General features: G+C 69.3%; 16 protein-coding genes. 8 read left to right on the top strand and 8 right to left on the bottom strand.

Annotation, left to right across the window (positions count from 1 at the left end; all coding sequences use genetic code 11):
• Positions 1-15 precede the first annotated feature (15 nt).
• On the top strand, positions 16-492 hold the full coding sequence (locus A9X00_RS01090; RefSeq protein ID WP_067148126.1) for a nuclear transport factor 2 family protein: 477 nt from the start codon (positions 16-18) through the stop codon (positions 490-492).
• Positions 493-576: 84 nt separating this feature from the next.
• On the top strand, positions 577-1062 hold the full coding sequence (locus A9X00_RS01085; RefSeq protein WP_067147926.1) for a nitroreductase family deazaflavin-dependent oxidoreductase: 486 nt from the start codon (positions 577-579) through the stop codon (positions 1060-1062).
• Here A9X00_RS01085 and A9X00_RS01080 read toward each other — a convergent pair.
• Genes A9X00_RS01080 through A9X00_RS01055 form a run of 6 tightly spaced genes read right to left on the bottom strand, consistent with a single transcriptional unit; the run spans position 1051 to position 4496 of the window.
• Positions 1051-1389, bottom strand: a complete 339-nt coding sequence (locus A9X00_RS01080) for a hypothetical protein (protein ID WP_067147923.1) — start codon at positions 1387-1389, stop codon at positions 1051-1053. The two genes, A9X00_RS01085 and A9X00_RS01080, sit on opposite strands and share 12 nt — an antisense overlap.
• Positions 1386-1853 carry an SRPBCC domain-containing protein gene (locus A9X00_RS01075; RefSeq protein WP_067147920.1) on the bottom strand — a complete coding sequence of 156 codons (468 nt, stop codon included), beginning with the start codon at positions 1851-1853 and terminating at the stop codon, positions 1386-1388. The genes A9X00_RS01080 and A9X00_RS01075 overlap by 4 nt, the downstream gene beginning before the upstream one ends.
• Complete coding sequence (locus A9X00_RS01070) at positions 1850-2164, bottom strand: helix-turn-helix transcriptional regulator (protein ID WP_067147917.1); 315 nt, start codon at positions 2162-2164, stop codon at positions 1850-1852. The genes A9X00_RS01075 and A9X00_RS01070 overlap by 4 nt, the downstream gene beginning before the upstream one ends.
• Entirely contained in the window at positions 2161-2721 is a 561-nt protein-coding gene (locus A9X00_RS01065) for a TIGR03086 family metal-binding protein (RefSeq protein ID WP_067147914.1), read from the bottom strand. The genes A9X00_RS01070 and A9X00_RS01065 overlap by 4 nt, the downstream gene beginning before the upstream one ends.
• A 52-nt stretch (positions 2722-2773) precedes the next feature.
• Positions 2774-3526, bottom strand: coding sequence for a DJ-1/PfpI family protein (locus A9X00_RS01060; RefSeq protein WP_067147910.1), 753 nt, complete (start codon positions 3524-3526; stop codon positions 2774-2776).
• A 19-nt stretch (positions 3527-3545) separates the two neighbouring features.
• Positions 3546-4496 (bottom strand): GlxA family transcriptional regulator, encoded by a 951-nt coding sequence (locus A9X00_RS01055; RefSeq protein WP_067147907.1) that lies wholly within the window; start codon positions 4494-4496, stop codon positions 3546-3548.
• Between the two features lie 110 nt (positions 4497-4606).
• Here A9X00_RS01055 and tpx point away from each other — a divergent pair, with 110 nt between their 5' ends.
• Positions 4607-5101, top strand: a complete 495-nt coding sequence (tpx, locus tag A9X00_RS01050) for a thiol peroxidase (RefSeq protein WP_067147904.1) — start codon at positions 4607-4609, stop codon at positions 5099-5101.
• 80 nt (positions 5102-5181) lie between these two features.
• Entirely contained in the window at positions 5182-5493 is a 312-nt protein-coding gene (locus A9X00_RS01045) for a DUF4333 domain-containing protein (protein WP_067147900.1), read from the top strand.
• On the opposite strand, the gene A9X00_RS01040 is transcribed toward A9X00_RS01045, so the two are convergent.
• Positions 5474-6430: a nitronate monooxygenase family protein gene (locus tag A9X00_RS01040; RefSeq protein WP_067147897.1), complete on the bottom strand. Its 957-nt coding sequence runs from the start codon at positions 6428-6430 to the stop codon at positions 5474-5476. The two genes, A9X00_RS01045 and A9X00_RS01040, sit on opposite strands and share 20 nt — an antisense overlap.
• A complete protein-coding gene (locus tag A9X00_RS01035) occupies positions 6430-6807 on the bottom strand; it encodes an NYN domain-containing protein (protein ID WP_067148123.1) in 378 nt (125 codons plus the stop codon). Before A9X00_RS01035 ends, A9X00_RS01040 begins: the two co-directional genes overlap by 1 nt.
• Positions 6808-7016: 209 nt before the next feature.
• Here A9X00_RS01035 and A9X00_RS01030 point away from each other — a divergent pair, with 209 nt between their 5' ends.
• From A9X00_RS01030 to A9X00_RS01015, 4 genes are all read left to right on the top strand, one after another.
• Positions 7017-8201, top strand: a complete 1185-nt coding sequence (locus A9X00_RS01030; RefSeq protein ID WP_067147894.1) for an acyl-CoA dehydrogenase family protein — start codon at positions 7017-7019, stop codon at positions 8199-8201.
• Positions 8202-8434: 233 nt separating this feature from the next.
• Positions 8435-9904, top strand: a complete 1470-nt coding sequence (locus A9X00_RS01025; RefSeq protein ID WP_067147891.1) for a condensation domain-containing protein — start codon at positions 8435-8437, stop codon at positions 9902-9904.
• 27 nt (positions 9905-9931) lie between these two features.
• Complete coding sequence (locus tag A9X00_RS01020) at positions 9932-11296, top strand: hypothetical protein (RefSeq protein WP_067147887.1); 1365 nt, start codon at positions 9932-9934, stop codon at positions 11294-11296.
• A gap of 5 nt (positions 11297-11301) precedes the next feature.
• Positions 11302-12675, top strand: a complete 1374-nt coding sequence (locus A9X00_RS01015; RefSeq protein WP_067148121.1) for a hypothetical protein — start codon at positions 11302-11304, stop codon at positions 12673-12675.
• Positions 12676-12698: the final 23 nt, after the last annotated feature.

The following is a 12698-nucleotide window of genomic DNA, read 5'->3' as shown; positions in this document are numbered from 1 at the left end:
TCTAGTGTGTCCGACATGGGCAAATTCACCAGGGCAGAAATCGAGCAAGCCGTCGAAAACTACACCAAAGTCGCCGAGGGGTGCAGCGCCTCGGGCGACTGGCGACCCTTCGCCGACCTCTTCACCGAGGACGTCGTCTACACCGAGCATCACTACGGCGTCTTTCACGGCCGGGAGGCGGTGCGCGACTGGATCGTCGCGGTGATGGCCCCCTTCCCGCACATGCGTTTTCCCAGCGACTGGACCGCCTACGACGACGACAACGATGCCGTGGTGATCATGATCAAGAACCTGCTCGACCATCCGACCGACCCCAACGGCGAACCCTTCTGGTTCCCCAACTGGACGCGGCTCGTCTACGCCGGCGACGGCCTGTTCTCCAGCGAGGAGGACATCTACAACCCGAACCGCGACGCCCCCGGCGTGGTGGGGGCGTGGCTGCAGGCCGGCGGCCAGCTGGCCTCCACGGAGTTCCTGCAGCCCAACGGTTAGCGCTGACGGCGCCTGGTCACCACAATTGCAGTGTGCAATAATTGCAGTTGTCTACTCTAGTGCGCACGGCGAAGGTGGCCAATCATGAGGATCGTCAAGAACATTCAGCCACCAACGGGACTGACCCGGTTCCTTTTCCGGGTTCCGATCCACCTTTATCGGCTCAGGCTCGGGTGGCTGTTCGGCAGCCGCCTGCTGCTGCTCAACCACACCGGCCGCGTCTCCGGCAAGCCCCGCCAGACCGTCCTCGAGGTCGCCGAGCGCGACGGCGACACCTATGTCGTCGCCTCGGGGTGGGGACCCGGCGCCGCGTGGTACCGCAACATCCTGCGCAACCCCGACGTCAGCATCCAGGTGGGGACGCGAACGATACCCGTCACCGCCACTCCGCTCGACAAGGACGAAGGGGCACAAGTCTTCCTCCGGTACGCGTCGCGGCACCGCGCGGCGGCCAAGTTCGTGCTGCCGCGCGTGCTGGGATTCTCCGTCGACGGATCGGACGCCGACTTCCGCGCCGTCGGCGAGAACCTGCCGTTCGTCCGGTTCGTCCCGCGGGCGCTACCCACCTGAAGGTGGCTGGGCCGCAACGAATTTTAGAGCTTCATCGAGAAGCGGCGGCCAGATTTCTGATCGGCCGGAGCCGATGGCGGCCCATTCGCGAAAGCGCCGTCCCGACGGCGCAAACGGCTCAGCGTCACCGGATTGGATGAGTTCGTTCACCCTCGCTGCGGGCAGCTTCACGAGGAGGGCGGCGGTGCGGCGGTCGAAAGAAGCGAAGAATCGACCGCTGGATCGCAGGCAGGGTAGGCCCATCATGGTCGACCGCGTGACGGTCGCGGCGGTCAACAGCGGTTCGGCGACCGCCCAGAAGTTGGCCTCGGCCGACGCGTCCCTCATCGGTCTGGCGCCTCGCGACTTGGCACCCGGCGGTCGGCCCATGGATCGGCGCCGACGTCTTGACCCTCGGCGCGGCGGCGAAGCCGGTCGAGGTAGTGAGCCCAACCGCCGTCATGGGCGTCTGCGGCGCGACCCTCGAGACCACGGTGCACCAGCTTGACAAGCGTGGTGCCATCGAGCTGCCCGACGATGTCAATCTCGACGGTGGTCGAACCGGGCGGAATCCCGACGTCGGCCCGCTCCCACCCGTAAGTGAAGACGATGCGGCGCGGCGGGTCGAGTTCCAGATAGCGGCCACTCACCGTGTCGCCGTGGGGATGCGTCCAGCGGACGACGCCTCCAGGCGTGGCGTCCAGCAGCGCATCCTCGGCCATCCATCGGCCGAATTGCACCGGGTCGGTGAACAATTCGAAGACACGCTGGGCGCTGGCCCGCACCACCAGCTGCTGGACCACCAACTTCATGGCGATTCGCTTTCCGCGGCGGCACGCAGCCGTTCCAGCGGTGCGGCCCAGAACTCGTCCAGCAGCGCTGCCACCTCGGCTACCCGGGCGACGTCGGCACGATACAGCCGTCGGGTCGCATCGACACGCACGTCGATCAACCCCGCGTCTCGTAAGACCTTAAGGTGTTGGCTCGCAGCCGATTTCGAGAGACCCGCGGCCTCGGCGAGCGCGGAAGCAGGTCGCTCTTGATCCCACACCAACCGCAGCATCGTCCGCCGGCCCGGATGGGCCAGCGCCCTGATGGCAGCCTCAACGGCCGGCTCGCTCATACTGAGCGGCCCATCGCGGCCAGCAGCCGATCCTGCGCCGACGCGCCCTCGCCCAGCAGCACCTCCGGGCCGATGATGCCGGCTTCCCGCCCGAGTCTTGGCATTTCGGGCAGGAACATCGCGGAGCACGCCGCCACCAAGTCCGCATCGAGCCGCTCGTCCTGGCCCGTCGCGCGGGCCAGGTCCCAGGTGTGGATCAGGACATCCATGAACGTTCCGGCAACCGCGTCGGCCACCGACCAGTCGAAGCCGAGCGGTGAGACGCACACGCGCTCCAACGCTCCCGGTGATTCCAGGGCGGTCAGCACCCGGTCCACACATGTTCGGTACGTGATGCCGGGAGGGCGGTCCGACAGGGCTCCCTCCGGCCCCGTCGCCGCCGCGAGCAGATAATCGGCCCCGCCCACCAGGTGATCGATCAGTTGCCGCACCGACCACTCTGAACACGGGGTCGGCCACTCCAGTTGGTCGTGCGTGACCGCCTCCACGACCGCGACGGCCCGATCCGTCGCAGCGCGGTACAGCGACACGGGAGCGCGCAGATCGTTGTTTAGCATTTCCTAAATTTAGGAGTTGCTAAACAAAGCTGTCAAGTGTTGATAGGCCTGCCTAGCCGGACGGGACCGAAGCGGCGGGCGTGGGCCGCCTCCGCCGCCGTGAGCGCACCGCGGCCAGCGCCTGCTCCCACGCCAGCATCGTGGTGGCCTTCAGGTTGGCCGGCTTGGCGCTGTCCTTCGACAGCAGCGCCGTGGCGGCGGCTTTGGTGGTCGCCGACGCCTTCGACATGTGACCGGAGTCGAACGGGGGTTGCGGGTCGTATTCGATGGCGAGCTGGATCGCCTTCGCGCGGCCTTCGCCGCCGATCTGGCCGGCCAGCCAGAACGCGAGGTCGAGCCCGGCGGACACGCCCGCGCTGGTGACGACGTCACCCTCGTGCACCACCCGCTCGTCGGCGATGGGGATGGCCCCGAATCCCTTCAGCAGCGGAATGGCCAGCCAGTGCGACGTCGCGCGCCGTCCCTCGAGCAGTCCCGCGGCCGCGAGGATCACCGATCCCGAACACACCGACGTCGTCCAGCTCGCGGTCCGGTGCGCCCGGCGCAGCCACTCCAGCAGCGCCTCGTCGCGCGCGTGCACCGGGGTCGACGGGCCGCCGGGCACCAAAATTATGTCGGGGGAAGGGGTTTCGGCCAGCGAGTGGGTGGCGCCGATGACCAGCACGCCGGAGTCGGCGGTGATCGGCCCGGATTCGTGCCACACGAACCGCACCTCGGCGTCGGGCAGGTTGCGCAGCACCTCGTACGGGCCGATCATGTCCAGCGCGGTGAATCCGGGGTACGCGACTATTGCGATCTGCGTCATCGCACTTTTCCTTTCTTAATTAGGCGAAAGCCTTGCGGTACTGGTCGGGCGAGATGCCGACGCGCCGAATGAAGTTGCGCCGCATGGTTTCCGCGGTGCCGAAGCCGCACCGGGCGGCGATCGCGACGACGGTGTCGTCGGTCTCCTCCAACTGGCGGCGCGCCGCCTCGGTACGAATGCGCTCGACGTACTGCCCGGGCGCCTCACCGACCTCGTCGGTGAACACCCTGGTGAAATGGCGCGGGCTCATCGCCGCGCGGCGGGCCAACTCGCCGATGCTGTGCTGGCCGCCCGGTTCGGCCTCGATGGCCTCCTGCACCTGGCGGACCGAGGTGCGCCTGGCGCGCGGCATCCACACCGGCGCCGCGAACTGTGTCTGCCCGCCGGGGCGGCGCAGGTACAGGACGAGCCAGCGGGCGACCGTCTGGGCGACCTCAGTGCCGTGGTCGTCCTCGACCAGCGAGAGCGCGAGGTCGATGCCGGCGGTGACGCCGGCGGCCGTCCACACCGTGTCCGAGCTGCGGACGAAGATCGGGTCGGGATCGACGTCGACGGCGGGGAACTCGCGGGCCAACCGCCCGGCGAACGCCCAGTGCGTGGTGACCCGGCGGCCGTCCAGCAGGCCCGCTTCGGCGGCGAGGAACGCGCCGGTGCAGACGGTCACCACGCGGCGGGCGTTTCCGGTCACCCGTTTGATCCAGCCCACCAGGTCGGGATCGGACCGCGCCGCGTCGACACCGCCACCGCCGGGCAGGACCACCGTGTCGATCGGTTCGCTCGGGTCGGGCAGCCGTGTGGTGAGGAAGGAAAGGCCGGTGGCGGTGGTGACCGGCTGGCCGTCCACCGACGCCATGGCGACGTCGTATCCGCCGTCGGTCAGCTGCGACGCCCCGGTGAACACGTCGTGGGGCCCCACGACGTCGAGCGCCTGAACGCCCGGAAAGCCGACGATCACCACCCTGCGAGCCATGGCTTCAGTCTCGGCCAGACTGACCCATGGCGTCTACGACCAGCACCCCACGAATTAGGACATGCGGACCTGACCTGAGGCGGTCGCACCGGCCTTGGCAGACTGTGCGCATGGCACAGATAACCTTGCGTGGAAACCCGATCAACACCGTCGGCGAGCTGCCGGCCGTCGGATCTTCGGCCCCGGCCTTCAATTTGACCGGCACGGACTTGGGCGCGATCAGCAACGACCAGTACAGCGGTAAGCCCGTGGTGCTGAACATCTTTCCGTCCATCGACACCCCGGTGTGCGCGACGAGCGTGAGGACCTTCAACGAGCGCGCCGCCTCGACCGGCGCCTCGGTGCTGTGCGTGTCGAACGATCTGCCGTTCGCGCAGGCGCGGTTCTGCGGCGCGGAGGGCATCGAGAACGTCAAGACGGGCTCGGCGTTCCGGGACAACTTCGGCAAGGACTACGGCGTCAGCATCGTCGACGGCCCGATGGCCGGCCTGCTCGCGCGCGCGGTGGTCGTGATCGGCGCCGACGGCAACGTCGCATACACCGAGCTGGTTCCGGAGATCGCGCAGGAGCCCGACTACGACGCGGCGCTGGCCGCGGTCGGCTGACGCCGACTGTTTGCGACGCGATACGACCCGCCGCCCTGAGCTGTCGTATCGCCGTCGTTGCGTGTTAGCCTGCGAAGGCGATGACGAGACTCAGCGACCACACCCGGTTGGCGGCGGCCCTGCTCGTACCCACGATCGCGCTGACGGCGTGTCACGCGAAGTCGACCGTCAAACCCGACGGCGCGGCGCAGTCGGTCGTCGACGTCGTCTCCAGCCAGACGGGCTTTCACCCGACCGACGTGCACTGCCCGTCTGGCGTGGAGGCCAAGGTCGGCCAGGAGTTCGACTGTCACTTCACCGGCCCGGAGGGCAAGGAGTACACCGCGCACATGCGCATCACCAAGGTCGACGGCGAGCGGGTCGAGTTCGACGTCAGAAGCCGTCCGTCGTAACCGGTCCCAGTCGATCGGCCGTGGCGGCCAGGATCTGCCGGCATCCGGTCCACATCCGCTCGATGATGTCGGCGGCCGGCGCGATGTCCTCGATGCGCCCGGCCACCTGGCCGGTGTTGGCAACGCTGGCGTCCATGTCGCCATCGAAGTAGAGCCGCTGCACGCGTTGCAGCGCCGCCCCGCCTTCGCCGAAAGACGTTGAGGAGTCGATCTTTTCGGCGGCGGCGGTGCGGATCACCCGCATCATCCGTTTGCCGTCCAGGGGGAGCAGCACGGTCGCGGTGTCGTCGGCGCGCACGACCGCCTGCTTGAGGTTGACGTGCACCGGCGACTCCGCCGAGGCCATCAGCCGGGTGCCCATCTGCACGCCGTCGGCGCCGAGAACCATTGCGGCGGCCATGGAGCGGGCGTCGCAGATCCCGCCCGCGGCCACGATGGGCACGTCGACGTGGGCCGCGACCAGAGGCAGCAGCACCATGGTCGAGGCGCCGAACCGGTTCTTGAACCCGCCTCCCTCGACGCCCTCGACCACCAGCCCGTCCACGCCGGCATCGACGGCCTTCCGGGCGGCGGCCAGCGTGCCCACCACGTGGAACACGGTGATGCCCGCGTCGTGCAGCCGAGCCGCGAAGAGCGCCGGGTCGCCCGCAGATGTGGTGACGAACCGGATGTCGTTGGCGGCCAGGAGATCCACGACGGCCGGATCGCGGTTGAACAGCAGCGCGATGTTGGCGCCCACCGACCGGTCGGTGAGCTCGCGGACCCGCTGAACGTCGGCGCGGCCCTGGTCGGAGGTGGTCTCGATGATGCCCAGCGCGCCGGCGTTGGAGACCGCCGCGGCCAGCTGCGCCCCGGCGATGTAGGTCATCGGCGCCTGGATGATCGGGACGTCGATCCTCGCGAGTTCGCAGACCCGATTGGGCGCGGGGGTGCCCATCAGCCGCGCGGGTCGATCAGGTCGCGGAAACCGGCCGCGGGATAGATCGAGGCACCGAGGGCGCCGACGCGGCCGGCGAGGCCCCTGTCCGACGTCACCACCCGTATCTCCTCCGGCCTAGTGTCCGCGCGCACCAGCCGGACGATCTGGTCGTCGGCCGAGTTCGCCGCCGCCTTCGGCGCATGGGCAACCACGACCACCGACGAGGTGATGGCCGTCGCCGGCGGTCGCTCGAACACCACGGTCACGTCCTCTCCTTGGGCCGCTGCCCATCGGTCGAGCCTTTCCACCAGCGCGACCATGGCCGCGCCGCGGTCCTTCCACCAACCGTCGGGGCGGCTCCCGATCACGTTCATGCCGTCGACGATCCACCGCACAAAGACACGGTAGGGCACCGCGTTGAGCGTGAGTCCTGGGCGTTCAGTGTGCACTCAGGGCGGCGACACGCCGACGCGAGCCGCCGTGGATACCCGCGAAAAGCCGTCAGCGCACACTAATTCCTGACTGTCCGCCCGGAAACGCGCAGCAATGGTATTAACTACGGTCACCGGTATCAGTTTTCTCCAACCGATGATGGGAAACGACAATGACGTCGATAGCCGACACCGACGATCGGGTGGTCGCACTCGCCCGCGGCATGCGCGATCTCGTGCGGGCCGAAGCCGCCGAGTCCGAACGCGCGCGCACACTCACCCCGGCGATCGTCGACGAGATGTGGGCCAGCGGGCTGATGTCCTCGTTCAACCCCGTCGAGGCCGGCGGGGTCGAACCATCGTTCGCCGCGATGATCGAAACCTGGATCGAAATGGGTTGGCAGGACGGGTCGTTCGGGTGGATCGGTATCGCCAACCTGCCCTCGTCGTTCGCCGCCGCGGCGTATCTGCCCGACGACGGCTTCGCCGAGGTGTTCACGGCCAACGACAACCGCGTCACCCTGGGCGGCCAGTTCTTCCCCAACGGGCAGGGCACCGCGGTCGACGGCGGCTACACCGTGAGCGGGTCGTGGAACTTCGGCTCGGGCATCGGCCACTCGCAGTACATCGCGGCAGGGTTTTTTCCGATGGACAACGGCGAGATGCGTTGGGTCAGCGAAGGCTTCCCGGAGATGCGCGTCGCCGTCATCCCACGCGACCAGATCAGCTTCAACGACGGCTGGTACGTGCAGGGGCTCAAGGGAACCGGCTCGTATGACTACAGCGCGCAGGACGTGTTCGTGCCCGACAGCCGCACCTTCGAGCTGTTCGTCCGGCAGCCGTACCGGGGCACGTCGCCGGCCACGCGCATGGGCCTGATGCCGGTCACTGCCGCGGGTCACGCCTCGTGGGCGCTGGGGGTTTCGAAAAGCATGCTCGACGACGTCCAGGAGCTGGCCGCCACGAAGTTCCGGATGAGCGACATGGCGGCGCTGGCCAGCCGCCCGACGTTCCAGAAGGGGCTGGCGCACCACCGGGCGGCCTGGCGCGCCGCGCGCCTGCTGGTGCTCGACGCGTTCACCATCGCCGAGGCCGCGGTCGCCGCGGGCGAGGAGCTGACGCCGGCCCTGCGGGCCGACATGCGGGTGGCCGCCGTCTATGCGACGGACACGGCCCGGGCCTGCGCCGAGTGGGCGCACCTGGTGGCGGGCACCAGCTCGATCCGGGAGGGCAGCCGGCTGGAGCGCGCCTTCCGCGACATCTACACCGGCACCCAGCACGCCTTCATCAGCGAGAAGGTGGCCATCGACGTGGCGCAGATCTGGCTGGGCATCATCGACGACCAGCCGGGGCTGTAGCAGCCCCACCTCTTAGCGCGGCGCCGTGCGCCCCCTGAGCACAAAGCGCAAAAGCACTTAATCGTCGCTTATTTCGACTATCGCCCACAACGGCGACAGCGGCTCCGTCCCTCCGTAAATTCGGTTTCAGCAAACAACCGAATAAGCCGCGCAGGCGCACCACAGAAGCCCAATTCGGGCTGGCGAGAAGGCAATTCGCGAGGCGCGCGCGGCATCACAAAGGGACGGGGAAAATGGTCACACTGGGCAACATCAACGGATGGCAGCCGGGCGAAGGCTCGGTTATCACCTGGACGGCTTCGGCCGCGGCGCGGGCCGCGGCCCGCAACGCCCGGCGCAGCGACCTCGCACCGACCTACCAGCGGAGCCGTCACCTCCGCGCGGCATTCGACGCCAAGAAGGCCGGCGCTCAGTTGCCCCGCCTGATGGTGGTGGCGTGGGACATGCCGGGCGTCTGCGACATCGCGGCGATGACCGCAACGATCAACGCGCACGTCCGTCGTCACGACGCCTACCACGACTGGTTCGAATTCGACGGCGGCGTCATCGTCCGCCGGACGATCGACGACCCCGACGTCATCGGCCTGGTGCCGGCCGACTTCGGGCACATGGACAGCGAACAAATACGCGCACACGCCCTGACGACCACACCGGAAACGCTCGAATGGGATTGCTTCACGTTCGGCATCGTCCAGCACGCCGACTATTTCACGTTCTACGCCAGCATCGACCACCTGCACATGGACGGCATGTCCGCCGGCCTGATCTTCTTCGACATCAACCTGATGTACGAGCAGCTGTCCGAGGGCGGCGCCGAAACCGCGGACGGCCCAGTCCTTCCGGGGATCGCGAGCTACCGCAGCTACGCCGCGCGGCAGCACGAGCAGGTGGCGGCCCTGACCGCGTCCTCCCCGGGGATCCGGGACTGGATCGAGTTCGCGCGCGACACGCGCGGCGACTGGCCGAGCTTTCCGCTCCAGGTCGGCGACACCGAGGCCGGTGACAAGGCCGGCAACAAGGGCACCTTCCTGACGGTCGACCTGCTGGACGCCGACGCAACTGACGCCTTCGAGATCGCCTGCCACGCGGCCGACGCCCGATTCAGCGGGGGAGTGCTGGCCTGCGCGGCCCTGGCCGAGCACGAGTTCACCGGCACCGAGACCTACCACGGTTTCACGGCATACGACACGCGGACGCCGGGCGTCGACTCGATGACCGTCGGCTGGTTCGCCAACCTGGTTCCGGTCACCGTGCCGATCGGCGCCACCACGTTTGCCGAGGCGGCCCGGGCGGCCCAGAAGTCCTACGACGACGCCAAGCACCTCGCGGCTGTGCCCGTGGAGCGGGCGCTGGCGCTCGCCGCACCGGAAGGCATCGCGCCCCCCACGGCCCGGGCAATGATGGTGTCTTTCATGGACTTTCGCAAGATACCCGCCGCCACACTGTTCGAGCAGGCCAACTTCGGCACCTACGCCGACAACCTGTCGCACGGCGGAATCAACTTGTGGATCAACCGTCAGAACGACAAGACCACGGCGACGATCTCCTTCCCGGACAACGCGACGGCCCGCAAGTCGGTGCACCGCTACCTCGCGGCATTGACTCAGGCGTTCGCGTACGCCGTCAACACCACCTCGGACTGGGTGAACGTCGTTGCGGAACACGCGAATTCGCAACACGGCATCCCGGTCATCAGCCTCTAGACCGTAACGACGAAAGGACCCAGCGAAATGAACAACCTACTCGATCTGTTCGACCAGACCGTCTTCCGCTTCGAGGAGGCGACCAACGTCACCAGCGTGGGCCAGTGCGTCTGGGTGTACAACCGCGCCATCGACCTCGACGGCCTGCGCCGGTTCCACCGCCACCTGCAGCGGGGACGGTTTTCGCGCCGCATCGAGCGCTCGCCCCTGCCGTTCGGCCGGCACCGCTGGGTGTCGCCCAGCCACGAGTCCGAGCTCGAGATCGTCGCGACGCCCCGGCCACGCGAGGAGTTCGACGCCTGGCTGCGCGAGCAGGCCGCCACGCGGCTGGACGCCGAGCGCGGGCCCGGCTGGCACCTGGCGGTGCTCCCGTTCACCGACGGCGGCGCCGGCGTGAGCCTGGTCGGCCTGCACAGCCTGGCCGACGGCATGGCGGGCTGCCTCGCGGTGGTGGAAGCGGCATGCGGTTACGACAGCGCCATCGACTGGCCCGCCGAGGGGTCGCGCCGGCGGTGGCAGGCCCTGCGCGAGGACGCCCGCCAGGCCGCGCGCGACCTTCCCAGCGTCGGGCGCGCCATGGTCGCGGCGGCCGCCGCCGCCCGAGCCGCGCGGCGCAACCGCGTTGGCGCCGCACCCGCCGCCCCACCGCCCATGCCGCTGGCCGTGGACGGGCCCGTGACCATCCCGACGGCGACGATCTTCATCGACGCCGACGAGTGGGACGCCCGCGCGGAGGCGCTCGGTGGGACCAGCAACGCGCTGCTCGCGGGCGTCGCCGCCCGCCTCGCCGAGCGGGTGGGACGCGTCGGCACGGACGGTTCGGTCACCTTGTCGATACCCGTGAGCGAGCGCACCGCGGACGACACCCGCGCCAACGCCGTCGCCAACGTCGACGTCACGGTCGACCCGGCGCCCGCGGCAACGGACCTGCGCCAGATCCGCGCGGCCACCAAGCAGGCGTTGATCCAGCGGCACGAGGCGCCCGACGAGCGGGAGGCGCTGCTGCCCCTCGTTCCGCTGCTGCCCAAACGGCTCGCCAAGCGATGCGTCGGGGTCGCCACCGGCAACGCGACCGGTGTCGTCTCGTCCAACATCGGCGCCGCCCCCGCGGCGGTGAACCGGCCGGACGGCACCGACGCCGACTTCGTCTGGGTGACGTCGCTTTACCCGGGCATGACCAAGGCCACGCTGGATCGCATCGGCGGGGTGCTGGCCTTGCTGTCGGCGCGGGTGAACGGGCACGTGTTCGTATCGGTGCAGGCGTATCAGCCGGGGCGGTCCAACTCGACGGGCATTCTGCGCCAAGCCCTTTCGAGCGTCCTGGACGAATTCTCGCTCGACCCCGTCGACGATTGGTCGCGTCCCCTCGCGGCCCAAGCGACAAGGATTTGAAGACCATGAACAACACACTGGACCTGTTCGACCAGACCTTCGCCAGCCTGGACCGTGCGACCGGTGTTCTCGGCCTGCTGCAGTGCGTTTGGGTGTACGACCGGGAGATCGACCTCGACGGCCTGCGGCGATTTCATCGAAACCTGCTGCGGGGACGGCTATCGCGGCGCGTCGAACGATCGGCGCTGCCGTTCGGCCGCGACCGGTGGGTCTCGACCAGCGGCCGGTCCCGGCTGGAGATCGTCACGACGCCGAGGCCGCGCCACGAGTTCGACGGCTGGCTGCGCGAGCAAGCGGCCACGCCGCTGGATGTCGAGCGCGGACCCGAATGGCACCTGGCGGTGCTGCCGTTCACCGACGGCGGCGCGGGCGTCAGCCTGGTCATCCCGCACGCCCTCACCGACGGCATCGGCCTGTGCGATGCGTTGGCGGACGCGGCTTCCGGCCGACCCGATCCGGTCAGCTGGCCCGCCGCGGCGTCGCGCCGGCGCTGGCGCTCGCTGCGCGAGGACGCCCGCCAGGCCGCGCGCGACATCCCGGAAATCGGCCGGGCCCTGGCCAGCGCGGCGCGTCAGGCGCGGGCCGGTGTCGCCACGGCCGGGCCGTCCACGCCACCGCCCGCCGCCCCAAGCCAATCCATCACGCTCCCAACGGAAACGGTGTTCGTCGACGCCGACGAGTGGGACGCCCGCGCGGCGGCGCTCGGCGGGACCAGCAACACCCTGCTCGCGGGGTTGGCCGCACGACTCGCCCACCGCGCGGGACGGGTCACCCCCGACGGCCGGGTCACCCTGGCGATACCCGTCAACGAGCGCACCCTCGGTGACACCCGCGCCAACGCCGTCGCCGACGCCGACGTCACCGTCGACCCCGCGCCCGCGGCGACCGACCTGCGCGACATCCGCGCCTCGACCAAGCAGGCGCTGATCCGGCTGCAGGACACCCCCGACCGGCGGCGCGAATTGCTGCCCCTCGTTCCGTTGATGCCGCAGTGGTTGATCAGGCGCCTCGTCGGTGTGGCCGCCGGCAGCCCCACCGCCGTCGTCGCGTCCAACCTCGGCGACCTCAACCCGGGCGTCTGCCGCCCGGACGGCACCGACGCCGACCACTTCGCCATCAGGGCTCCCCACCCCGACACGACCACCGCCGTCATGGACCGGTTCGGCGGCATGCTGTCGCTGGCCTCGGGCCGGGCGAACGGCCAGGTTTTCGTCTCGGTCGTCGCGTATCAGCCGGGCCGCCCCGACTCGAATGAGGTTCTGCGGAGCGACCTTTCGGGCGCGCTGCGTGACTTCTCACTCGACGCCACGTTGGGCTTCGCGACCCATTGCGTCGAGACTGCGCTCAGCGCGCCTCAACGCGGGTCCACCACGCTCTGAGCGCAGACTCGACGCCACCACCG

Source organism: Mycobacterium sp. 1245805.9 (assembly GCF_001672915.1).
Taxonomy (GTDB): Bacteria; Actinomycetota; Actinomycetes; order Mycobacteriales; family Mycobacteriaceae; genus Mycobacterium.
The sequence above is the reverse complement of the archived record's forward strand: the minus strand, read 5'-3'. Positions and strand labels throughout refer to the sequence as shown.